The 23,642-nt window shown below is 62.9% G+C and carries 18 protein-coding genes; 14 read left to right on the forward strand and 4 right to left on the reverse strand.

What is annotated here, in order from left to right; all coding sequences use genetic code 11:
- Position 1: 1 nt before the first annotated feature.
- Complete coding sequence (locus FHS78_RS09370) at positions 2-2,086, reverse strand: TonB-dependent receptor domain-containing protein (RefSeq protein ID WP_167093505.1); 2,085 nt, start codon at positions 2,084-2,086, stop codon at positions 2-4.
- Between the two features lie 224 nt (positions 2,087-2,310).
- On the opposite strand from FHS78_RS09370, the gene FHS78_RS09375 reads away from it, so the two are divergent.
- From FHS78_RS09375 to FHS78_RS09385, 3 genes are all read left to right on the forward strand, one after another.
- Positions 2,311-2,961 (forward strand): cytochrome c oxidase assembly protein, encoded by a 651-nt coding sequence (locus FHS78_RS09375; RefSeq protein ID WP_167093507.1) that lies wholly within the window; start codon positions 2,311-2,313, stop codon positions 2,959-2,961.
- A gap of 105 nt (positions 2,962-3,066) precedes the next feature.
- On the forward strand, positions 3,067-4,947 hold the full coding sequence (locus FHS78_RS09380; RefSeq protein WP_167093509.1) for a potassium transporter Kup: 1,881 nt from the start codon (positions 3,067-3,069) through the stop codon (positions 4,945-4,947).
- A gap of 12 nt (positions 4,948-4,959) precedes the next feature.
- Positions 4,960-5,709 carry a rhomboid family intramembrane serine protease gene (locus FHS78_RS09385; protein ID WP_167093511.1) on the forward strand — a complete coding sequence of 250 codons (750 nt, stop codon included), beginning with the start codon at positions 4,960-4,962 and terminating at the stop codon, positions 5,707-5,709.
- Positions 5,710-5,713: 4 nt separating this feature from the next.
- Here the strand turns inward: FHS78_RS09385 and FHS78_RS09390 are convergent, their stop codons facing one another.
- Positions 5,714-6,343 carry an HAD-IIIA family hydrolase gene (locus FHS78_RS09390; protein WP_167093513.1) on the reverse strand — a complete coding sequence of 210 codons (630 nt, stop codon included), beginning with the start codon at positions 6,341-6,343 and terminating at the stop codon, positions 5,714-5,716.
- Between the two features lie 176 nt (positions 6,344-6,519).
- Between FHS78_RS09390 and rfaE1 the strand changes: the two genes are divergently transcribed.
- Complete coding sequence (gene rfaE1 / locus FHS78_RS09395; protein WP_167093515.1) at positions 6,520-7,980, forward strand: D-glycero-beta-D-manno-heptose-7-phosphate kinase; 1,461 nt, start codon at positions 6,520-6,522, stop codon at positions 7,978-7,980.
- Between the two features lie 7 nt (positions 7,981-7,987).
- Here rfaE1 and FHS78_RS09400 read toward each other — a convergent pair whose 3' ends face one another.
- Complete coding sequence (locus FHS78_RS09400) at positions 7,988-8,569, reverse strand: D-sedoheptulose 7-phosphate isomerase (protein ID WP_167093516.1); 582 nt, start codon at positions 8,567-8,569, stop codon at positions 7,988-7,990.
- Positions 8,570-8,911: 342 nt separating this feature from the next.
- Between FHS78_RS09400 and FHS78_RS09405 the strand changes: the two genes are divergently transcribed.
- The 3 genes from FHS78_RS09405 to FHS78_RS09415 all read left to right on the forward strand — a co-directional run bounded on the left by FHS78_RS09405 (position 8,912) and on the right by FHS78_RS09415 (position 14,093).
- Positions 8,912-9,388 (forward strand): polymer-forming cytoskeletal protein, encoded by a 477-nt coding sequence (locus tag FHS78_RS09405; protein ID WP_167093518.1) that lies wholly within the window; start codon positions 8,912-8,914, stop codon positions 9,386-9,388.
- Positions 9,389-9,655: 267 nt separating this feature from the next.
- Positions 9,656-10,987 (forward strand): porin family protein, encoded by a 1,332-nt coding sequence (locus FHS78_RS09410; protein ID WP_167093520.1) that lies wholly within the window; start codon positions 9,656-9,658, stop codon positions 10,985-10,987.
- A gap of 16 nt (positions 10,988-11,003) precedes the next feature.
- A complete protein-coding gene (locus FHS78_RS09415) occupies positions 11,004-14,093 on the forward strand; it encodes a FecR domain-containing protein (RefSeq protein WP_167093522.1) in 3,090 nt (1,029 codons plus the stop codon).
- A 72-nt stretch (positions 14,094-14,165) separates the two neighbouring features.
- Here FHS78_RS09415 and FHS78_RS09420 read toward each other — a convergent pair whose 3' ends face one another.
- Entirely contained in the window at positions 14,166-15,194 is a 1,029-nt protein-coding gene (locus FHS78_RS09420; protein ID WP_246220425.1) for a KpsF/GutQ family sugar-phosphate isomerase, read from the reverse strand.
- A 219-nt stretch (positions 15,195-15,413) separates the two neighbouring features.
- On the opposite strand from FHS78_RS09420, the gene FHS78_RS09425 reads away from it, so the two are divergent.
- The 7 genes from FHS78_RS09425 (at position 15,414) to FHS78_RS09455 (ending at position 23,487) form a co-directional block, all read left to right on the forward strand.
- A complete protein-coding gene (locus FHS78_RS09425) occupies positions 15,414-16,418 on the forward strand; it encodes a lysylphosphatidylglycerol synthase transmembrane domain-containing protein (RefSeq protein ID WP_167093524.1) in 1,005 nt (334 codons plus the stop codon).
- Positions 16,415-17,857, forward strand: a complete 1,443-nt coding sequence (locus FHS78_RS09430) for a UbiA family prenyltransferase (protein ID WP_167093526.1) — start codon at positions 16,415-16,417, stop codon at positions 17,855-17,857. The genes FHS78_RS09425 and FHS78_RS09430 overlap by 4 nt, the downstream gene beginning before the upstream one ends.
- Before the next feature lie 88 nt (positions 17,858-17,945).
- Positions 17,946-19,172 (forward strand): FAD-binding oxidoreductase, encoded by a 1,227-nt coding sequence (locus FHS78_RS09435; RefSeq protein WP_205305264.1) that lies wholly within the window; start codon positions 17,946-17,948, stop codon positions 19,170-19,172.
- Entirely contained in the window at positions 19,169-19,906 is a 738-nt protein-coding gene (locus FHS78_RS09440; RefSeq protein WP_167093530.1) for an SDR family NAD(P)-dependent oxidoreductase, read from the forward strand. The genes FHS78_RS09435 and FHS78_RS09440 overlap by 4 nt, the downstream gene beginning before the upstream one ends.
- 178 nt (positions 19,907-20,084) lie before the next feature.
- Positions 20,085-21,041, forward strand: coding sequence for an IS1595 family transposase (locus tag FHS78_RS09445; RefSeq protein WP_167093532.1), 957 nt, complete (start codon positions 20,085-20,087; stop codon positions 21,039-21,041).
- Entirely contained in the window at positions 21,041-22,573 is a 1,533-nt protein-coding gene (locus FHS78_RS09450) for an RNA-guided endonuclease InsQ/TnpB family protein (protein WP_167093534.1), read from the forward strand. Before FHS78_RS09445 ends, FHS78_RS09450 begins: the two co-directional genes overlap by 1 nt.
- Before the next feature lie 110 nt (positions 22,574-22,683).
- On the forward strand, positions 22,684-23,487 hold the full coding sequence (locus FHS78_RS09455; protein WP_343041949.1) for a metallophosphoesterase family protein: 804 nt from the start codon (positions 22,684-22,686) through the stop codon (positions 23,485-23,487).
- Positions 23,488-23,642 lie beyond the last annotated feature (155 nt).

Raw genomic sequence — 23,642 nt, forward strand, 5'->3', positions numbered from 1 at the left:
GTCAGAACCGCACCGTCGTGCCCGCATAGATCGCGCGGTCCTCGGCGGGGAAATAGCGCGCCGCGCCGCGGAAATAATCCGCCCGGTCGGCATAACGCGTGTCGAACAGATTCATCACCTTGCCGAAGACGCTCAAGTTCTCGTTGATGTCGTAGCTGGTCCGCAGGTTGAAGATGTCGTGGCCGGGGTATTTCTGCGTATTGGCCGCATCCATCCAGTACGAGCCGACATGTACCCATTCGAGTTCCAGCCTTCCGCGATCCTCGTTGAAATTATAACCAAGCGCCACATTGGCCAGTGTGCGCGGCGCGGTGTCCACATCGTCGCCGGAACTGATCGACTCGGTGGTCAGCGGGACCGTGCTGATGGGGCGGTCGAACTCATAGCTGTGCCGGGCATAGGTGCCTGACGCCGCAATATCGAAGCCATAGGCGAGAGGGGCGGCGAGTTCGAGTTCGACGCCGACATGCTGGGTCTTGCCATTGGCGACATTGGTATCGTTGGCGTCGCGGAAATAGAAATTGTGCTTCTTCATGAAGAAGGCCGTGGCGGAATAATTCAGACGGCCGATCCCGCCGCGCGCGCCGACTTCCACGCTGTCCAGAATTTCCGAATGCGCCGCGCCCGCGGTCTCGTTGATGCGCAGGCGGTAGAGGTCGCTTGTTTGCGGCGCGCGTGTGCCGCGCGCAAGCCGGATGAAACCGGTCAGATCCTCGTTGAACCGGTGGACAAGGCCAAGCTTGGGCGAGATGTCGGCGAAGGTGCTGATCTCGCTCGGGATCCGCAATGCCTTGCCGAGCGATCCGTTCGCGGTCCGGTTTTCATAATCGTAGCGCGTGAACTCAAAGCGTGCGCCGGCGTCGAGCGTCGTTGCCTCGTCCAGCTTCCATTCGCTCTGAAGGTAGGGGGCGAGCACAAGCGCGTTGACGGCATAGTCGTAATGCGTGCCCTGCACATAGGAAAAGACGGTGGGTTCGTCCTGGATTTCCGTCAGCGTGCCGCGCGTATAGTCCACGTCGAAACCGGCGATGATGCGGTGCCCGCCATCGAGATTGAAGACGTAGCTCGATTGCATGCCGCCGCCGGTCTGCTGGTTTTCCTCGACGGGCGAGCCCGGCAGGAAGTGCATGCGGAAATCCATATAGGTTCGCCGCGCATAAGGGGTGATGACCAGCATCTGGTCATCCGAAATGCGTCTTTCGATGCGGATCATGGCGCGTCCGGAAAAGGCGTCGCGATAGGCTTCCGGATTGGGATTGGCCTTGTAGATGCCCGGATCCTTGTAGGAGCTGGCATAGGTCGCCGTTTCCTGATTGACGTTTACATAGGTCAGCGTCGCCATGACATTCGTGTCGGCGGAATTATAGTCATAGCGCAGCCGCGCCTTCTGCTGGTCATAACCCGACGCGTCGCGGAAGCCGCCGTCATGACCGAATACGAAACTTGCCCGCATGCCATGGCTCGTTCCGTTGTCGCCCGACACGGTCGTACTCGCCGTGCCCTGGAGGCGCAACACGTCATGCGGTCCGGCCCAGGCAGTGACTTCGCCGCCCGGCTCTTCGGCGGGCGGCCGGCTCAGAACATTGATGAGGCCATGCACCGCATTGGAGCCATAGCGGGCGCTGGCCGGACCGCGCACGATTTCGATGCCGCCATTGATTTCCGGCATGGATTCCATCAGCGCGTTCACATTGCCGAAGCCCGCTGCGCGCAAGGGCACACTGTCTTCCAGATAGAGAAACGACCCTGCGCCGGCGCCGCCGGTCAGCACAGGCGAGCGGATGGCCGTCAGATGTTCGACGCCGAAGCCCTGTTCGATATTGACACCGGGGAGCCGATTGAGTGCTTCGGCGGGCTGGTCGGGCGCGATGAAGTCGTACCGGTAGGGCGGGAGTTTTGCGATATTGCCGCTATGGGTGGCGCGCGGCGTGCCCGGCACGCTCGAGGTCACGACGATGGCACTCTCGGTGTCCTCTTGCGAGGCACGGTTCTCCGCGGCGCGGGCCGGGGCCCATGCGGTCGAAAGTACGAAAATGGCGGCGGCGGCCGAAATACGGCGGCGCGTCATGAATATGGCTTCAGACACGAAACGATTTCCTCCCCATGCGTCTCGTCCCGCCGGGCGCCCGTTCTGTCGGGGCCGTTACCGGCCGGATGCGAAGTGATAGCACGACCGGGCATGGCGCCGAAACGGCGCAAAACGGCATCTCGCAGGGGAAACCCTTCGTTTTCTGCGAGACAATCGGTCACGGGGTTCCGGGAGCTGCGCCAGCTTGCCGCAGGGCGATCCGGCTCTTAATGTCCGGCTTCATGAAACGTATTCGCGACAATATCGTCCCGCTCGGCATTTCGTTCGTGCTGCTGGCCATCACGACGACGGCAGTCGTCTATGCGCCGACGCTTTACCGGTTGTTCTGTCAGGCGACGGGCTATGGCGGTGCGGTTACCGTGAAGCGGGACGTCAATCCGGGCGTCGACAGGATCGGCCGCGCGATTACGGTTCGTTTCGACGCCAATGTGGCCAATGACCTGCCCTGGACCTTCAAGCCGGCGCAGCGAGAGGTGAAGACCCATATCGGGCTTCCTACCAAGGTCTATTACACCGCGACCAATAATTCAGACCGCACGATCGTCGGCCGGGCGGTCTACAATGTGACGCCGGACGCGGCGGGCTATTATTTCACCAAGACGCAGTGCTTCTGCTTCAACGAGCAGAAACTCGCGCCGGGTGAAACGGCAAAAATGCCGATCATGTTCTATGTCGATCCGGAGTTCGAGACCGATATCGACACAAAGACCATCCAGGCCATCACGCTCTCCTACACCTTCTTCCAGCTCAAGTCGGACAAGGAGGCGGTTGCCCGGGCGACCTCGCTGAAGGATGAAGGGGCGGCGCGCGACAAGGACCTCTCCACAGCCAAGACGGCGGAGTTCGAGGGGCCGCGCCCCTTGCGCAAGTAGTGGCGGTCCGAGGCTCTCCTTTCGGCTGCGATTAGGCTCCATCCATCGGTCGGGATATAAATGCCGGCGGACGGATCAGGCGGATTTCACGGCAAAGAGGCCCGGATGCCGGAAGGTCAGCAGGAAGAGGGGCAGCGGAAGCTGCCGGTTCTCGCCCTTGGCGCGCTGGGCATCGTCTATGGCGATATCGGCACGAGCCCGCTCTATGCGTTTCGGCAGGCGCTGTCGGATCTTCAGCCCACCCCTTCTCATGTACTCGGCATTCTGTCGCTCATCGTCTGGGCGCTCATCATCGTCATCTCGCTCAAATATCTCGTGCTTGTCATGAAGGCGGACAACAAGGGCGAGGGCGGCATACTGGCATTGCTGGCGCTGCTCAATCCCTGGCGGGGCGGGGAGACGCGCGGCAAGACCATGCTGATCGTCTTCGGCATATTCGGTGCGGCGCTGCTTTACGGCGACGGGATGATCACGCCGGCGATTTCGGTGCTGAGCGCGGTGGAAGGGCTGGAAACCACCGCGCATGGGATCGATCCTTATGTGATACCGATCACGCTGGTCATTCTGGTGGCCCTCTTCTCGCTACAATCGCGCGGCACCTCCAGTGTCGGAGCGTTTTTCGGTCCGGTGACGCTTGTCTGGTTCATCACCATCGGCGTGCTGGGGGCTGTCCAGATCGTCCGCAATCCGACGGTTCTGCTTGCGTTCAACCCGCTTTACGCGATCGAGTTCTGCGCTCAGGCGGGCAGTGTGGCGCTCCCCGTTCTGGGGGCCGTCTTTCTGGTGGTGACCGGCGGCGAGGCGCTCTACGCCGATATGGGGCATTTCGGACGTGCGCCGATCCGGCTTGCCTGGTTCGCCTGTGCCTTTCCCTGTCTCATCCTCAATTATTTCGGGCAGGGGGCGCTGGTGCTGGCCGATCCCGCACAGGCAAGCCATCCCTTCTACCATCTGGCGCCCGGTTGGGCTCTTTATCCGCTGATTGCGCTTGCCACGGCGGCGACGGTCATCGCCTCGCAGGCGGTGATATCCGGCGCGTTCTCATTGACCCGGCAGGCGGTGCAACTGGGGCAGTGCCCGCGCGTCAGGATCATACAAACCTCGTCGGAGGAAACCGGTCAGGTTTATGTGCCCGCGGTCAATGTAGCGCTGGGGCTTGCGACGGTGGGGCTGGTGCTGGGCTTCAGGACATCCGGCAATCTCGCCGCCGCCTATGGCATCGCGGTCAGCTCCACCATGGTCATCACCACCGTTCTGACCTTCTATGTGATGCGCAAACAGTGGAAGTGGAGCGGCTGGGTGGCGGGCGGCATCGCGCTCGTATTTCTGCCGATCGATTTGCTCTTCTTCGGCGCGAATATTCTCAAGATCGGCGAGGGAGGCTGGTTCCCGCTATTGGTCGGCGGCGGCGTGTTCTTGCTGATGCGGACATGGTGGCGGGGGCGCAAGCTGCTGCATGAGCGGCTGACCGAGGACGAGCAGGGGCTGGACGAGTTCATCGGCGAACTGAAAGAGCACGACCTGGCGCGCGTTCCCGGCACCGCCGTTTTCATGGTCGGACCCTCGCCGAAAATGCCGCCCATTCTGCCGCATCACATCGCGCATAATCAGGTGCTGCATGAGCAGGTTCTGCTCGTCACCGTGGTGACCGAGGATGTACCGAGGGTGAGCGCGCAGGACAGGCTGGAGGTGGAGGCGCTGGGAGAGGGCTTCCACCGTATCCTTCTGCATTACGGTTTCATGCAGTCGCCGGATATTCCCGTCGCCTTGAGACTGGCGGACGAATTGGGGATGACCATCGATCTCGACAGCCTGACCTATTATGTCGGGCGCGAAACCATTATTCCCACCGACGACGTGCCGGGCATGCCGCTCTGGCGGGAGAAGATCTTCGCCTTTCTCTCGCGCAATGCGATGGATGCCACCACATTCTACAAACTGCCCGCCGACAGGGTGGTGGAACTCGGCATTCAGGTGCCGATATAGGCGGACGGGATCATGTTTCCGATTTCCGACGATAATTCGCGGCCCGGTACGCCCTATGTGACATGGGGCTTCATCGCCGCCTGCGTCCTCGTTTTCCTGTGGGAACTGAGCCTGCCGGACAAGGCGCTGGAAGCGGTCTTCTATCGCTATGGCGCGGTGGCGGCCCAGCTTACCGGCACCGGCGAGCAGGCCATGGGCGCGCCGGCAGTGAATGTCTCCGGGGATTGGTCCACGCTCGTGACATCCATGTTCCTGCATGGCGGTCTCGCCCATATCGCGGGCAATATGCTCTATCTTTGGATATTCGGGGACAATGTGGAACTGGCCATGGGGCGTGTGCGCTTCTTCCTTTTCTACATAGCTTGCGGCGTTGCGGCGGCGCTTGCGCAGATCTGGATGAGCCCGGCCTCCGCCTTTCCGATGATCGGGGCGAGCGGGGCGATTTCCGGTGTGCTGGGCGCCTATCTGATGCTCTACCCCTATGGCCGGGTGCGCGTTCTTATCCTGCCTTTTCCGATCATCATTCTTCGCGTGATCGAAGTGCCGGCCATGCTGGTGCTGGGTTTCTGGTTCGTACTCCAATTGCTGAGCGGGCTTTTCAGCAATCCGGCGGAACCGGGCGTCGCCTTTGCGGCGCATGTGGGCGGGTTTCTTGCGGGAATGATACTGGTGCTGGTCGCAAGGCAGCCGGGGGTCCCGCTCTTCGAGAAGCCGCGCCCGCGTTCACCCTGGGAAAGGCGCAGGCGTGGGCCCTGGGGGTGAACGCCTAGAAGCGATCCCGAAGCAATTTCAGCGTGTCGCGGAGGTCGTCCGCAGGGAGTACGTCGAATGTCTCCGTTGCCAGTGATAGCGCCTTGTCGCGATGGGATTTGCCGTGACCGGTCAGGACATGAACCGCGCCCCTGAGACCGGCGGCGCGGGCGGCCTCGACATCGCTGGTCTTGTCGCCGACAAGCCAGCTTGCCGCGAGGTCGATTTCCATCATCTTCTCGGCAAGCTCCAGCATGGCGGGACCGGGCTTGCGCCAGCGCGCTTCCTCCTCGCCATAGCCGGGCGTGAAATCGGGATGAAACGGGCAAGCGACGACCAGGTCGAAGGCCGTGTCCCGGTCCGCCAGTTGCCGGGCGATTTCCGCTTCCACCGCTTCCAGAGCCTTCAGGCCGAAGCGGCCCCTTGCGATACCGGATTGGTTGGTCGGACAGACCATGGCGATATCCCCGTCGCGCGCCCAGCGCATCAGCTCGGCAGCCCCTTTTTCGAGCGCGACGTCCGCAGGGTCCGACAGATAGTCCCGTTCGACAACGATCACGCCGTCGCGATCCAGAAAGAGGGCCGGGCGGCCCGGCATCGGGCGGGGCCTCTCGGTCGAAATCCAGATGCCATTGTCGATGAGCATGAGAGGGACGCTGTGCGTGGCGGGAAGGGCCGCATTCTGCCCGTATTCGGGAAGTCTGGCCAGCCGTAGGGCGTTTCTCCGATTTTACTGCGTGACAATATTGTGGATGCTATATCCGGTTAGCCCCGGTGGAAGGGGCGTTCGCGGTCTTGAAGCAAATCCGGGCATCGATCCTCATGAGCGATATTTCCAGGCAAGTCCATGTCGGCGCCTTGAGCGGCGCACGTATCGTTTGCGTGGGCGATGTGATGCTCGACCGCTTCGTCTATGGACAGGTGGAACGGATATCGCCGGAAGCGCCGATCCCTGTTCTCAGGGTACGCGATGAAAGATCCATGCCGGGCGGCGCAGGCAATGTCGTGCGCAACCTGGCGGCGCTGGATGCGACCGTCTCTTTCGTTTCGGTCGTGGGCGACGACGAGGCGGGCCGCTCGCTTTCGGAAATTTTCGACGATTTGGGCGGTGTGACGGCGGAACTGGTGGCCGACCCGGGACGCCCGACCACGATCAAGACACGGTACATCTCGATGGGGCAGCAAATGTTGCGCGCGGATCGCGAGACTGCGGAAGCGATTGCCGACGAGACCGCCGATGTCGTCGTTGCCGCCGTCGCCCAGCATTTGCCCAAGGCAGACATTCTGGTTCTTTCCGACTACGGCAAGGGCGTCTTTACGCCTTATGTCTGCGAAGTGGTGATCAAGGCCGCCAGGGAAGCGGGGGTGCCGGTGCTGGTCGACCCCAAGGGGCGGGATTATGCGCGCTATCGCGGCGCCGATGTCATCACGCCGAACCGGCAGGAGCTTGCCGAGGCGAGCGACATGCCGGTGGATAGCGATGCGGCGGTCGTCGCCGCGGCGCGCGCTGTCATGGACACGGCCGATATCGGCGCGGTCGTCGCGACGCGCAGCGAAGACGGCATGTCCGTGGTGCGCGGTGAAAACGATGCGATCCATTTCCCGGCCGAGGCGAGAGAGGTTTTCGATGTCTCCGGCGCGGGCGATACGGTTGTCGCCACCCTGGCTGCTGCGTGGGCGGGCGGGCTTTCGCTGCCGCAAGCGGCGCTGCTGGCCAATGCGGCGGCGGGGATCGTCGTCGGCAAGGTCGGAACGGCGGTCGTCTATCGCGACGAACTGGAGGCGAAGCTCCGCGACGAGGAACTGTCGAGCATCGAAGAGAAAGTGGTCGGGCTGCCCACGGCCTGCGATCTGGTGGCCGGCTGGCAGGCCGCCGATCTCGAGGTGGGTTTTACCAATGGCTGTTTCGACTTGCTGCACCCGGGCCACGTCACGCTGTTGGAAAAATCGCGCGCGCAATGCGACCGGCTTGTCGTCGGTCTCAACAGCGATGCGTCGGTGAAACGGCTCAAGGGGCCGGAGCGGCCCGTTCAGCCCGATATCGCGCGGGCGACGGTGCTCGCGGCGCTGGGCTCGGTCGATCTCGTGGTCATCTTCGAGGAGGATACGCCCGCAAAATTGATCGAAGCCTTGCGGCCCGATGTGCTCATCAAGGGCGGGGATTACACGGTCGAGACGATTGTCGGGGCGGAATTCGTGAAGGCGCAGGGCGGACGGGTGGAAATCATCGACCTCGTGCCGGGGTTCTCGACGACACAGACCATCGAAAAACTCGGAAAGTAGTCCGCGCTTACTCTTCGACCAGTCCCAGCTTTTGCTCAATGGCCGCGCACAGCATGTGGCCAAGCGTGATGTGCATTTCCTGGATGCGGGCCGTGGTGCGCGAAGGGACCTCCAGAATATGATCGGTGAAGTCCTTCATGGGGCCGCCATCGGCGCCGGACAGGCCGATGGTGACCATGCCTTGCGTCTTTGCCTTGTCGAGCGCGCGCAGCACATTCGGGCTTTTGCCCGAAGTCGAGATGCCGATGGCGACATCGCCCGGCCGGCCCAGAGCCTCGATCTGGCGGGAAAAGACCTGTTCATAACCCATATCGTTGGCCGCGGCGGTCAGCACTGAACTGTCGGTGGTGATGGCGATGGCGGCGATGGCCGGGCGGTCCTTGATGTAGCGCACGGAAAGCTCCGTCGCGAGATGCTGGGCGTCCGAAGCGCTGCCGCCATTGCCGAAAAACATGATCTTGCCGCCGCCGGAAATCGCCTCCACGCAGGAGGCCGCGGCATGAGTGAATTCCTCTTCCAGGCCATCCATTTCCTCCATCACGCGACGGTGTTCGGCAAGGTTGTTCTGGAAGATCGTTGAGAAGAGCATTCGCCGGGTCTCTCGATGGTTTGTGCCTCGGGACTTCAATCTATCCAATGCGGAGGCAAGAGGCGAGGGCAAGGGAGGCGTTTTGCCCGTTCGCGGCTGTGGCGGAACCATATTGAACACGAATCCCGCACGAGCCTGCGTGATGGCCTGCTACTGATTCCGGATTGGATCGCGAGCCGGGAGGGCTGACCTTTGAGTATTGCCGACAACAAATCATCCCCTGAAAAGCTTCCGCCTGAGAAAGCGTCATCCGACAAACCCTCGTCCGGTGAGAAGCATGCCGCCGGCGCAGAGGCGCGATCGGCGAATGTCCACGTCCTGCGAGCCGGCAATGAAGATATTGTGGTCGGCGACAACAGTTCCCTGGAGGGGTCGTTCGATACGAACGGTTCCATGTTTGTGGACGGGCTCGTCCGTCGGGCCGAACTCCGCGCCAATCTCCTCTCGATCAGTGCGTCCGGGCGCGTGGAGGGCGAGGCTTTCGTCCAGCGGGCGGAAATCGCAGGCGAGTTCGAGGGAACGCTGACCTGCGCGGGCGAGGTGATCATGCGATCCACCGGCCGCGTGAGCGGGCACATCACCTGCGGACAGTTGGTTACCCATCGCGGTGCCGGCGTCGATGCGCATATCAATGTGACCGGGGTTGAGGAGCTTCGCGAAGCATCGTCCGGCTCTTCTCACGGATCGGCACGCGGTGCCGGCGGGCGTCGGGGCTTCCGGCCCTCGCTTCGCTGGCATGTTCGTCAGATGGCGCCGATCATGTTCGGCGTAATCATCGCGCTGGGCTCCATCGGCCTTTTGTCGCTGATGCCCGGTTAAACCGGCCCGCCGCGCCCGATATTCAGGGTGCACCCCCCGGTATCAAACATCTGCTGACGCATTTTTAGCCCAAATGGATCATGCGGGCGGAACTGCGATTTCACTAGCCTGACCCCCGTTTCCCGCCCTGCCGAGACGACTCGGCGCGCGGGAAGAGTGATCGATGTGATGGGGGTGACACAGATGAATATCGGGAATGTTTCCCTGCGCCGGGCTAGGTCCCGTCGTGGGGCCGTGCCGTTTCGGCGGGGCGCGGCGCGACCTTCGATGCGGTCGGGTCTCTTCGGCGCGGGGCTGGCCATCGCGGCGGCGATTTCCGCCGCCGGGGTCGCAGCGGCGGGCACACTGGAGAATGCGAAAGCACTGATCGACAGGGGTAATGCCCCGGCAGCCTATAAGATATTGAAGCCTGAAGAGCGCGCCCGGGCGGGCGAGCCTGGTTTCGATTATGTGCTGGGTGTCGCCGCCATGGACAGCGGCAAGCCGGCGGAAGCGGTCGCGGCCTTTGAGCGGGTTCTGGCCGTGAACCCCGACCATCTGCAGGCACGGGCGGAATTGGGGCGGGCCTATATCGCGCTCAACGAGCCGGAAGCGGCGCGCCGCGAACTTGCCGCGGTCGAAGCGCAAGAGAGCGTGCCGCCCGGCGTCAAGGAGACCATTGCGCGCTATGTCGATGCGCTGGATACCGGGCTTTCCGGCGGCGGGACGACACTCAAAAGCCACCTGGAAATCACCGCTGGCTATGATTCCAATGTCAATAATTCGACCAGCGACAGCCGTATCCTGATCCCGGCCTTTTCCGGGCTCGGCTTTGCCACGCTGTCGTCGGGCGCCACGGGACAGGAAGACGGATTTGCGGAGGTGGCGGGCCGAATGTCGCTGACGCATGGTCTTGGCCTCGACCGTTCGCTGTTTGCCGATGTGAACGCCTCCTACCGAGGAAATTGGGAAGAGGACCAGTTCAATCAGGCGATTGCCGGTTTCAATATCGGTGCGACGCAGCGTACCCCGGATTGGGGATCGTTCTCGCTTTCCGCGCAAGGGCAGTCCTACTGGGTCGACGGTCAGCCCTATCGCTACACGGTCGGCGGTCTCGGCCAGTGGAATTATCGCAGCGACGGCGAAACCGATTACGGCGTTTATCTGCAATATGCCCATCTGAGCTACCCGTCCAGTCAGGCGCAGAATGCCGACCGCTATACCGCCGGTGTAACCCTCGGCCAGAGCTTTGGCGGTGCACGGGAGCCCTATGCCTACGCAGGCATTTACGGCGGCTATGAAAAGACCACGGACAGCAATTTCGACCATCTGACGAACGGGTTTCTCGGCGGACGGTTGGGGGCCGAGATCACGCTCATGCCGCGCCTGCGCGGATATGCGAATGCGGCGGTAGAGGTTGCCGATTACAAGGACCCGGATCCGCTTTTCCTGACAGAGCGGCATACGGTCCGCACCGATGCAACGCTCGGCGTGCGCTATGCGCTGAACGATGCGTTCACGCTCGGCGCCAAGGTTTCCTACACCAATTCAGACAGCAACATCGTGCTCTACGAGTATGACCGCGTCGTCGCGGGTCTCTCGTTGGGCGTGGATTTCTGAAGCGAGGATATTCGATATGACCAGGCATTTTCGTAACACTCTGCTGGCTTCGGCTCTTCTCGTTCCGTTGGCGGGCGTCACCAACGCCGAGGCGCTGCCGGTTCTGTTCGGCAGCGATGCGGCAAACATTCAACCCGGCGAAACGGTGACGGCGGAAGGTTCCATCCTTCAGCTTCAGGCTCCGGACGGGTCGATCATCTCCTTTTCCGAAGGTTCGACATTCAAGATCACGGGCGAGGGGGATTCGCTGTCCTTCGAACTCGTCTCGGGTTCCATGCGTGTAGCCTCGCAGGGCATGCCGATTTCGGTGACGCGCGGCGGTGTGACGGTGTCGTCAACGGGCGGTGCCTTCTCGGCATTCGCGACGCAGGGAAGGGGGCTCGACGGCCGCGTCAATGACGGAACGGCGAGTGTTTCCAATGGCGGCGAGACGCGGGAATTCGCCCGTGGCGACGGCTATGAGGCAGACGGTACGGATATCGCGGGCACCTTCACGCCACCCGTGCCGACGACGACCCAGGTCGCCTCGAATACATCCAATGGAACCGATACGGATTACTCGCCTGCCGATCAGCAGGGCAGCGGCGGGTCGAGCGTTGCCGAAGACGCGGCGGGCGGCCCGGGCGGAGGCGGCTCGGGCGGCGGCAATTATGGCGGTACGCCGCCGGTGACCGGCGTGGTCAACCCGGTGACGGGCACGGAGGATACGGGCTATTCCATCGCCTATGCGGCCGATGCGCTTGGTATCGATACGCGCACCGATGTCACCGTGACTGTCGGCAGCGGTGGGGAACTCAACCGCTACAAGGTCGGTACCGGCACGGATGAGGATCTGGAGCGCAACTCCAACTCGTCGCTGGAGCGCGGCAATGCGGGCAATGCGATCTTCATCGAACGCTGGGCGGGCGGCGAGACGCATGGCAACTACTACAACGCCTATAACGGCACGACCTTTTCGGAGCTCGGGCGAACAAGCCATCAAGGATTTCATCTGGCTTATGGTCGGCCTGCAACATCGCTGCCGACGCAGGGCGTGGCGCAATACACGCTCGCCGCGGCGACCTCTCCCACTATTGACGACGGCAGCTTTGCGCCGGGGACGTTCACCGGCACGCTGGGCATCGCTTTCGGGCCGGCTTTCAAGGTGGGGGTGGATTTCTCCGTCGACATGCCGGGAGACCACACTTATGTGATCCAGACCAGCGGCGGATCGGCCACACCCAGCGGCTCGGTGAACTACACCGATCTTGCCAATGGCGTTTTCGTTCTCAGTTCCGTCAATATGGCGCAGGGCGGAGCGGCCTGTCCGAGCGCGAACTGCCAGGCTTTCGTCGACGGTATTCTGGGCGGTGCGAGCGGCGAGTATGTCGGCATCGCCTACAATATCTACGACTCGTCGGCAGCGACCGACAGCAGTTTCCGCGGCAAACGCATTTCCGGCACGGCGGCCTTCTCTCAGTCCTCCTATGATGCGGGCGCAAGCGGCGGCGGAGGCGGTGGAGGCGGTTCGACGCCGCCCGAGGAAAGCGGTTTGCTGGATGCCGAACCGATCATGGTCTTCGACTCGGAGATCAATTCCTTCCTCTATTTTGCGGCTCCGAATAATTCCCGGAGCAAGCCGAGCGCCAGCCGGGATTTCGCCTTCGATAGCGAAGGAGAGTTCGCCGGGTTCGGTACGATTAGCGGCGGATACAGGGTTTACGACCGCAACGATGCGGTGACGGCGGATCTGGCAGGAACCGAATATTTCCAGATCGGTCGGTGGAATGGTGGCGACATCGAGATAACCGGTGTGGAAGACGAGACCTATTCCGTGTCGGGCGATGAAGGCCTCGTCTATCTGGTGAGGGCGGGTTATGACAGCCAGCTTATCCCCGTATCCGGTACCGCCCACTATGCGCTCAAGGCGGCCACGCGGCCGATCTACAAGACGGGCATCGGCTATGACGGGACATTCTCCGGGGAGATGGCGATCCTGTTCGACCCGGCCGGTTCGAAAGTCGGTCTCGATGCTCTGGTGACGATGGAGGAACCCGGCGGCGATGTCGTCTACGATCTTTCAACGGCGGGCGGCGCGAGCGATCCGTCCAATGGCGGGCTCGACTTCTATTCCTCCAATGGCAGCTTCAGCACCTATTCGAACCTGAATTCGAACGGTCTGGCCTGTGGCGGAAGCTGCTCCTACCAGATCACCGGTTATGTGAGCGGCCCCGGCGGCAGGGATTCAGGACTTGCCTATGTCATCGGCAGTGGCTCCGAGGAGCTTGCCGGCGCGGCGCTCTTTCAGCGGGACGACGATGCTTCCCTGTCGAACCAGACCGCCTTCATGTCGGGTGTGTTGGAGAGTCCGGGCAAACCGGCCCTGGACAATGGTGTGGGCGATTACAGCTATTCGTCCAATGGGCTTGTGACCTTCGATGAGAGCACCGGTGCCATCGTCGCGGTCGAGGATCCGGGCTACAGCAATGCCGCCTTCGCCCAGGGCGATGCGACGATTGCCGATGCGGGGAGCGACGGTCCGATATCCTGGGCTCGCTGGACGAACGGTCAGCTTGGCGGGACCTATTTCGGCAATCCCATGCCCGTTATGCCCGAGGATGGAGGCATGCACCTTGCCCTCGGTCCTCTGGCTACGAACGTCCCGGTATCGGGGACGGCGCAGTACGGTCTCGTCGGGGCAACGCAACCGACCACGTCCGACGGTTCGGTTGCGCCGGGTACCTTTACCGGCGATCTCGCGGTCGCTTTCGGTGCCAACTATCTGACGGCCCGTGTCGGGTTCGACTTCAATGTCTCCATTGGCGGCCACGACTATGCCTTCGCATCGACGGGCGGTGTGGCCGATCCGAGCCAGTCCGAGCTCAGCCTGCACGGTGCGAGTTTCGGCACGGCGGCGGGCCAGCTTGCGGAGTCCAAGTTCGACACCAATCCCGGCGGACCGGCCTGCCCCAACAACAGCTGCAAAGCCGTGGTCGGCGGCTTCCTGTCTGGTAACGGGGCGACCCACGCAGCGGTGGGCTACCGGATTTCCGAGACCGGTTCGCCGAATAATGACGGCGTGGTGCAGGGCACGGCAGTCTTCAGTCAGGCAGCTGCGATACCTTGATCTGCGCTCACCAGGAAACGGGAATGGCCGGGCAATTGCCCGGCCATTTTCGTTGGCGGAGTATCGCGTGCCCTACATCACACCGGCGCGCAGGAAGTCGTGGATATGGACAAGTCCGACGGGCTTGCCGTTGTCGACGACGAAGAGGCTGGTGATCTTCTTGTCGTTCAGGATGTTGAGCGCTTCGGAGGCCAGCATGGAGGGCGGGATCGATTTGGGCGCGGGTGTCATGACCTCGCCCGCCGTCTTGGTCAGCAGGTTTTCGCCCATGTGACGACGCAAATCGCCATCGGTGATGATGCCGGCGAGTGCGCCCTTTTCGTCCGTGATGCCGATACAGCCGAAGCTTTTCTCCGACATGATGATCAGCGCCTGGCTCATCGGCATGGACTGATCGGCGAGCGGCAGGGCCGCGCCCGCATGCATGATTTCGCGCACATGGCGGAGCATCGCGCCGAGTTTGCCGCCGGGATGGAAGACACCGAAATCGCTTGCCGTGAAGCCCTGGCGTTCCAGGAGCGCGATGGCCAGCGCGTCGCCGAGTGCGAGCTGCATGGTGGTCGAGGTGGTGGGCGCAAGGCCGTTGGGGCAGGCTTCCTCCGCGCGGGGAAGCACCAGCGGAACTGTCGCGGCCTTGCCGAGCGCGCTCGTGTCGACCGAGGTAATCCCGATCAGCGGAATCGAAAACCGTTTGGCGAAGGTGATGATCGAGGTGAGCTCGGCGCTTTCACCGGACCAGGAGAGCGCCAGAATGGCGTCCGCCGGTGTAATCATGCCGAGATCGCCATGGGAGGCCTCTCCGGGATGAACGAACTGGGCGGGGGTTCCGGTGGAGGCGAGCGTCGCGGCGATCTTGCGGCCTACATGGCCGGATTTCCCCATGCCGGTGACGACGACGCGGCCTGCGCGACGCTGACCATCGCCATCCTCGCCCCGAACGCCCGCCAGCAATTCGACAGCGTCGGAAAACGGACCGTCCAGCGAGGCGGCCATCTGCTTCAGCCCGTCGATCTCCAGCTCCAGCGTCCGCCTGGCGGAGGCGAGGTGATCGTATGACGGGCTTTCGTCCGGTGAGGCGGCGCCGGCCTTGCTCTTCGACAAATCGGTCTCCTGAAAGGTTGGGTCTTCCGCTCCGGCCGATTCGCATATGGCCGCCGGTTTCCCGTTGTTTGCCTCATCTTATAGCAGGGGACAGGCAATCAACGGAATTGTCCAAAAGGCGAAGAAAGATCGCGGAATTCTGCACTTTGGGGGTCGTTTCTTTGTTAACCCCTGTTCATTAGACTGATCGGCGGGCGCGAAATTGAGGTTCGGTATCAGATGCGGCGTATCTCCCAAAGCTGGCGGCAGGGAGCGATCACGGTAACGGTGCTGGCCCTTGTCGGCTATCTCGCGCTGTCCGTCATCGCGGATGGCGATCGCCTCATGGAGTCCCTGGCGGCGATCGGCTGGGGCCGGCTCGCCCTGGTGCTGATGCTTTCCCTGGCCAATTACGCTTTGCGCTTCTGGCGCTGGCAGCTTTATCTCGGCTGGCTTGGCCATGCCGTGCCAGCATGGCGCAGTCTTCTCGTCTATCTGAGCGGATTTGCGCTTACCGTGAGCCCCGGCAAGGCCGGTGAGGCGGTGCGGTGCCTCTATCTGCGGCGCGACGGCGTTCCCTATTCCACGGGGCTGGCGATGATGTTCGTGGAGCGGCTGCTCGACCTTATCGCTATCCTGGTTCTGGCATCCTTCATCCTTCTGGCGCGGCGGGATCTGGCCTGGACGGTCGGCTTCTTTGCCCTATGCGTCGCATTCGGGCTGGTCGTGCTGCATAACCGTCGCACACCGGGTCTGCTGGTTGCGCTGGGGGCTCGTTTCGGCGCGCGCGCGGCCGGGGTCGCGGATTGGCTGTCCACGACGCTTATGCATGCCCGCGAGTTGCTGCGCTGGGGGCGTCTTGTGCCTGTCCTGGCAATTGCGATCCTCTCTTGGGGGGCGGAGGGGGTCGGTGTCTGGGTTCTTGCAAGCGCTTTTCCGGCGAGCCCCGATCTTGTCTTTTCCATCGGCGTGTACGGACTGGCGATCCTGGCCGGCGCGGCGGCGGTGTTCCTGCCTGCCGGGCTCGGCGGCACCGAAGCTGCCATGACTGGTCTTTTGCTGGCTGCCGGGCTCTCCCTGCCGGAAGCGGTGGCGGTCACCCTGATCTGTCGGCTTGCAACGTTGTGGTTTGCCGTTGGCTTGGGCGCGGTCGCGCTTCTCTGGCTCGAATATCGCGGAGGCGACGGTGAGGATTTGGGCAAAGCTCGCCCTGCCGAGCTGCATCCGGGGGAGGCCTCCCAATGAATGAAACGCCCCAGTTTGCGACGGAATCTGTTCTCTGCGTAGATCTCGACGGCACATTGTCGCGTACGGACACTCTGATCGAAACCCTGCTGATGCTGGTAAAGCAAAGGCCCTTGGCGGTGTTGCTTCTACCGTTCTGGCTGATGCGCGGCCGGGCGGCCTTCAAGGCGGCGATTGCGCGCGCGGTCCGTTTCGATCCGGAGAGCCTTGCCTATAATGAGGAGCTGGTCGACTGGCTGCGCGCTGAAAAAGCGGCAGGACGGCGTATCGTGCTGGCAACCGCGGCAGATGAGCGGATCGCCCGGCCTATTGCGGCGCATCTGGGTATCTTCGATGATGTGATCGCCAGCGACGGCTCGGCCAACCGCAAGGGCAAGGCCAAGGCGGCAGCGCTGCGCAACGCCTATGGCAGTTTCGTCTATGTCGCGAATGCCGATGTGGACGTGCCCGTCTGGGAAGCGGCCGACGGGGCCGTGCTTGTCGCGGGCTCGCCGCGTATTGCGAGGCGACTTTCGGGCCGAGTGTCGTTCGCGCGTGTATTCGGTCCGTCTTCGGAGCGTCCGGCCTGGCGTTTGTGGCTGCGGCAGTTGCGGGTGCATCAATGGGCGAAGAACGCGCTCATTTTCGTGCCGCTGGTGCTCGCGCATCAGATCACCAATCCGGAAAAGCTTTCCATCGCCGCGATGGCGTTCCTTGCCTTCAGTCTTTGTGCCTCAAGCGTCTATGTGCTGAACGACCTTCTGGATCTGGGATCCGATCGCCGGCATGTCACAAAGAAGAGCAGGCCCTTCGCAGCCGGTGCTCTGCCGCTGGCGGCAGGGTTCACGATGATCCCGCTTCTGCTCGTGCCGGCCTTTGCGATTTCTTTCGCGCTCGATATCGGTTTTGCAGCTGTGCTTGCGGGCTATTACGCGCTCACGCTGGCTTATTCGCTTGAGCTCAAGCGGCAGCCGGTGGTCGATGTCTTCACGCTTGCGGGCCTTTATACGATCCGGCTTTTCGCCGGTGGTGTGGTCGCCGGCGTACATCTTTCACCTTGGCTGCTGGCGTTTTCGATTTTCCTTTTTCTGAGCCTCGCTATCGTTAAGCGTGTGGGCGAGTTGCAGGGGCTTCCCCGTGACAGCGCGCCTGCGCTGCACGGTCGGGGCTATGGGCGGGACGATCTACCGATCCTGACCGCGCTCGGTGTTGCCTCGGGCTATGCAAGCGTGGTGATCTTTTCGCTCTATATCAATGCACCGGACAGCCGGGCGCTTTATCCTCATCACGAGTTTCTATGGCTTTTCGTGCCCCTTATTCTCTTCTGGATCAGCAGGGTCTGGCTCAAGACCTGGCGCGGCGAAATGCATGATGACCCCATCGTATTTGCGCTGAAAGACAGGGTGAGCCAGTTGACGGCTTTGGCCGCAGGTGGCGTTCTTCTGGGATCGGCGCTTTAGAATGCCTGATGATCTCCAAAGCTGGGGGCGTTTTCCAGCAGATCCCCACCAGAAAGCGGTCGCATGGCGTGATCGTCGCCAGATGCCCATGCTTGACGACGGTCCGGTTCTCGCGCGCGGCAATGGACGTTCCTATGGCGATGTCTGCCTGAACGATGAGGGCACGCTTCTCACCACGCGCGCTCTCGACAAGTTCGTCCTGTTTGATGCAGAGGCAGGCGAGCTGGTGTGCGAGCCGGGCGTGCTCCTCTCAGACATTCTCGATCTTGTAGTGCCGAAGGGCTGGTTTCTGCCGGTCGTGCCGGGCACAAGGCTCGTGACGGTGGGGGGTGCGATTGCCAATGATGTTCATGGCAAGAACCATCACCGTTTTGGAACCTTCGGTACCAATGTTCTCGACTTCCGCCTGTTGCGGTCCGACGGGACCGCGCTCACCTGCTCCCGGGACGAGAATGCCGAGCTTTTCGCCGCGACGATTGGCGGGCTCGGGCTGACGGGGCTCATTGCCGAGGCGCGGCTGAAGCTTCGCCCTATCGCCTCGAGCTATCTGGAAGGCGAGCAATTCCGTTTCGATACGCTGGACGAGTTTTTTGCCCTGTCGGAGGCATCGGAAGCGTCTCACGAATATACGGCTGCCTGGATCGACTGTCTGGCGGAAGGTGACAGGCTGGGGCGGGGGCATTTCATGCGCGCCAATCATGCGGCGGATGGGGGGCTCGATCCGGCCGCCCGGTCCCTGCCGCTTGCCGTGCCGCTGACACCGCCCTTGTCGCTCGTCAACCGGGCAAGCCTGCGTGTCTTCAACACGCTCTATTACGAGCGCCAGCGGGCGCATGAGGTGTCGCGGCGCTGGCATTTCGACCCTTATCTCTTTCCGCTCGACAGCATTGCGAACTGGAACCGGCTCTATGGCCCCAAAGGGTTCCTGCAATATCAATGCGTGGTGCCGGGCAATGAGGCGCGGGCGGCTTCTGCGGAACTGCTCAAGGAAATCAGCCGGTCGGGCCAGGGCTCCCCGCTGGTTGTCTTCAAGATGTTCGGCGATGTCGCGTCGCCAGGCCTGCTGTCCTTCCCCATGAAGGGCGCGACTCTGGCGCTCGATTTCCCCCTTCTCGGCGAGCGGACGTTCGAACTGCTCGACCGGCTGGACGCAATCGTCCGGCAAGCCGGCGGGCGGCTATATCCGGCCAAGGATGCGAGGATGAGCGCGGAGATGTTCGAAAAGGGCTATCCGGCGCTGGACCGTTTCATGAAGCAGATCGATCCGGTATTCGGGTCCGGCTTCCAACGCCGTGTGATGGGGAGGGCGCGATGACGCGCATTGTGATTTTCGGCGCCACATCGGCGATCGCGCAGGCCGCTGCCCGGCAATGGGCGGCCGCAGGCGGTGCCCGCTTTGTGCTGGTGGGACGTAATGAGACCGCGCTGGGCGATATCGCCGCTGATCTGGTCGCACGCGGTGCCGAGGAAGCGACGACGAAGCCCGCCGATCTGGCGGCGCTGGACGCACTCGGCGGTCTCTGTGCGGAGGCGGAAGAGGCGCTGGGCGGGATCGATATCGCGCTCATCGCCCATGGCGTCCTGCCCGACCAGGCCGAGGTGACCGCCTCGGCGGACGCCCTTCTCACAAATCTCGGCGTCAATGCGTTAAGCCCGGCCGCGCTGATGGTCGAACTCGGCCGGATCATGAAACGCCAGGGGCATGGGAATCTCGTTGTCATCTCATCCGTGGCGGGTGACCGGGGACGACCGAGCAACTGGGCCTATGGGGGCGCGAAGGCCATGCTCTCCGTGATGGGGGAGGGGATGGGCCTGGAACTCGACAGTGCCGGGGTCAATGTCCTCGTCGTAAAGCCCGGCTTCGTTGATACGCCGATGACGGCGGATTTCCCGAAGGGGCCTTTATGGGCCTCGGCCGATCAGGTGGCCGGATCGATCGTGCGGGCGGTGCGGAGAAAACGGGGCGGTGTGTTATATGCGCCGGGATGGTGGCGCTGGATCATGCTGGTGGTAGCTTTCGCGCCCGGCTTTCTGGTGAAGCGGCTCTGAGCCCGCGGAACGACGGGCTCTCCTGAAGAGGGCGTACGCATTAGGGCCGGAGCGGGCCGCTCGGTGCTCTGATACCGCATTCGACGACGGCGCACCCCTTGTATGAGCCCGAAGCGCTCATAAGGTTTATCGGAACTATCGTCTTGCCACACAGAGCCACAAGCCCTATGTTGAGAACATGAGGAGAACGAACCTCACGCTGCGCGAGTTCAATGCGCTGTTTCCGGACGAGGACGCCGCTCGGACGTGGTTCGAGCGCGCCCGTTGGCCGGATGGCCCGACGTGCTATCACTGCGGCGTGGTGAACGAGGCGCGGCGGATCGAGAGCCGCGGCATCTGGCGATGCCGGGCGTGCGGGAGACAGTTCTCGGTGACGGCCGGGACTCCGATGCACAAGACGCATCTGCCGCTGCTGACCTGGGCGCAGGCCATCTACCTGATCGTCTCGTCGTCCAAGGGCATCTCGTCGATGAAGCTCAGCGAGATGCTCGGCCTGCCCTACAGCACTGCCTGGCATCTGTCGCATCGCATCCGGGCGATGATGGCGGAGGACAGCCCGCTGCTGGCGGGCGTCGTCGAGATCGACGAGACTTACGGAGACGCTCCGCCGCGCAAGCGCGCCAAGTCGAGGCGCGATGACGACGGTCCGCCGCCGTCGGATCCGACCGGCCGAGGCACGAAACGGCCGCTCCTTCTGGTCGCGGCCGAACGTGATGGCGACGTCTTCACCAGCATCATCCCGACGCATGGCCGCAAGGCGATCTCCGAGGCCCTGCAAGGTGTTCTGGATGCCTCAGCGGTCGTCATGACCGACGGCCTGCCCGCCTACAAGCATCTGCGCAAGGACCGGGCGCACCTCGCGGTCAACCACAGCCAGCGGAAGTACGCCCGTACCGACGAGGCAACCGGGCGCCGCGTCCATGTCAATCGCGTGGAGTCCTTCAACGGGTTCCTGGGCCGGGCCGTCGTCGGCGTCTTTCACTTCGTCTCGCCGAAGCACCTGGGTCGCTACGCGGGCGAGGCCGCGTTCTGCTGGAACCGGAAGAAGAGTTCCTGCCTTGATCGCATGGTCTCGCTGATCCGCAACGGCGAGGGTCGCATGCTGCCCTGCGACTTCCTGACGGCGGCGGCGTGATGGCGAAGAAACCCGAACACCGGCCTATCCATCGCACGGACCTGCTGCCGTCGAACATGACCGCTGGCAAGGAAGCGGCCGTGCGCGAGATGCTGGCAGCCTACCGGACTGGCGCCGTCATGCTCGGCCGTGAGCAATGGCGTCTGTTCTTCGAGACCGGTCGGTTCAACAAGAACTTCGACAAGGACAAGAAAACCTACGCCGCGGTCATCGGCGCAGCCAACCGCGTGCAGATGTGCCGCTACCAGGTCGTCGGGGCCTTGCAGTCCTGGGTCTCAAACCGTTCCAACGAGTTCCGCGAGACCGTCGTCCGCTCGTCGCTGCCGCCCGAGACGAAGCACATGCTGCACGTCGTCAACAAGGCCGGAGCGTGCTTCAGCAAGGACGACGTGTTCATGCCGAAGAGCGGAGAAGTCATCCCGGACGACCTCCGCCGCCTGGCGCGTTCCATCATGCGGCACGTCATGGCGAAGCATCGGCGGCCGAACCTGTCTCGTATCTCCATGCGCCTCGACCGCCGCGCCGGGGCGATCTCGCGCCCGGCGGCGGCCGACCAGAACGGCCGGGTCGGCTGGTGGGTGCGGCTCTCCACCATGGAGAAAGGCCGCAAGATCGACGCTCCGCTGCTGACCTACGACTTCCACGAAAAGCGCCCCGGCCGAGTCACCGACGGCATCCAGATCAACCTGGACCGCGACGGACGGCTGACGTTCGGCGTGGTCACCGACATGGGCGAAGCGTGTGCCGCAAGCCGCGACGCCTATGACGGCAATGGGGAAATCGCCCTCGACTTTGGGCTCTCGACGCTCTTCGCCACGTCCGAAGGCCAGCTCCTCGGCCAGGGCTGGCTCAAGGAGCTACGCCGCTACGATGAGCGCATCACGAAGATCGCCCGCGGCATGCAGCGCCGCGGACTCAAGCCGCGGCAAAGCCGACGCTACAAGAATGCCGTCACGGCCCTGCGCGGCTTCCTGCGCACCGAGATCGGCCGCGTGTTCAACAAACTGGTCGAGCAAGGTCAACCGAAGGAGCTGGTCCTGGAGCGGCTGGACTTCCGGAACCCAACCCTGTCCCGGCGCCTGAACCGCATCCTCCAGAACGCCGGACGGTCGATCATCCATGCCAAGCTGCAAGACCTCGAAGAGCGCCTTGGCATCACCTCGACCGAGGTCAACCCGGCCTACACGTCGCAGACCTGCTCGTGCTGCGGCTACCTGGACAAGAAAAACCGCCGCGACCAGAAGACTTTCCGCTGTCTCTGGTGCGGCCACGTCATGCACGCCGACCTCAATGCGGCACGGAACATCGGCGAGCGCCGTGCGCTCGCCATCGGCTCCGGGTTCCACGGGAAGGCGGCGGTCCTTGCCGAACTGGTGCGCCAGTTCGGTGAGCGACGGGTCTATTCGACTCGATCCGGTGGGCGGGGCTCCACCGTCGACCCGCTCTCAACCAACCCCTACTTCAAGGGCAAGGTCGAACGCGGCTCGGATGTCGCCAAAGCTCGGCCGTCACAAAATCTTGTGGCTGCGTGAGCTAAAGCGATAGTGCCTAGGTTTATGGTATGTGTTTCAGGCACATGCACCGGCGCGACAGCACGGTCCAATGATGAGCAAGCGGCCCTCGGGCCGGAACAGAGGCAGGCGTGATCAAGGGTCTGGTCGGACGGCTTCAGAATGCGATGAGCGGGGGACGGCGTGCCGGTCCGCCGGCTACGCCCGAGAACATGCGTCTTTATGCGATCGGGGATATTCACGGGCGTGATGACCTTCTGGCGGATCTGATGATGCGCCTCGCCGAGGATGGTGCCCGCCATCCGGACCGGCACAAGTTGTTGATTTTCCTTGGTGATTATGTTGATCGCGGGCTTCAATCCAAGGCTGTTCTGGACCGGCTGATCGCGGGGCCGCCGCCCGGTTTCGAGGCGGTGCATCTCAAGGGCAATCACGAAGAGGCCATGCTTCAGTTCCTGGACGATGCCCAGTTCGGCCGGGAATGGAAATATTACGGCGGACTGGAGACGCTTCACTCCTACGGGGTGAACGAGGTCACGCGTTCCGACGATCCGCGGGATTTCGAGCGTGCGCGGGACCATTTCGAGCAGGTGCTGCCCGAGGCACATCTGGAGTTTCTGCGCCGCGCGCAGGCTTTCGTGGAATTCGGGGATTATTTCTTCGCTCATGCCGGTGTGCGGCCGGGTATCCCGCTGAACCGCCAGGTCGAGCATGACCTGCTCTGGATCCGGGAGGATTTCCTGTCCTGGACCGGTTCGTTTGACAAGTTTGTTGTCCACGGACACACGCCCAGTGAAGAGGTTGTTGTGCGTGACAACCGGATTGGCGTCGATACCGGCGCCTACATCACCGGCGTGCTGAGCGCCCTTGTGCTGGACGGCACCGGGCGCGAGCTTGTCCAGACCGGGGTGCCGGCCGAGCATATGTCGGCCTGAGCGGGACGACAGGCAGCGGTGATACTCCGTGTGAGCAGTGCTTGAAGCCGCTCTTAAGCTTAACGGCAGGTTCGGCGCCTGGTAACGGGTCCCGCGATTAATTTCCCCCTTACCTCTCGCTGAAATGATGCTAAGAGCAGGATGCGGGGTATGCA

The sequence above is a fragment of the Parvibaculum indicum genome (assembly GCF_011762095.1).
In the GTDB taxonomy this organism is placed as follows: Bacteria; Pseudomonadota; Alphaproteobacteria; order Parvibaculales; family Parvibaculaceae; genus Parvibaculum; species Parvibaculum indicum.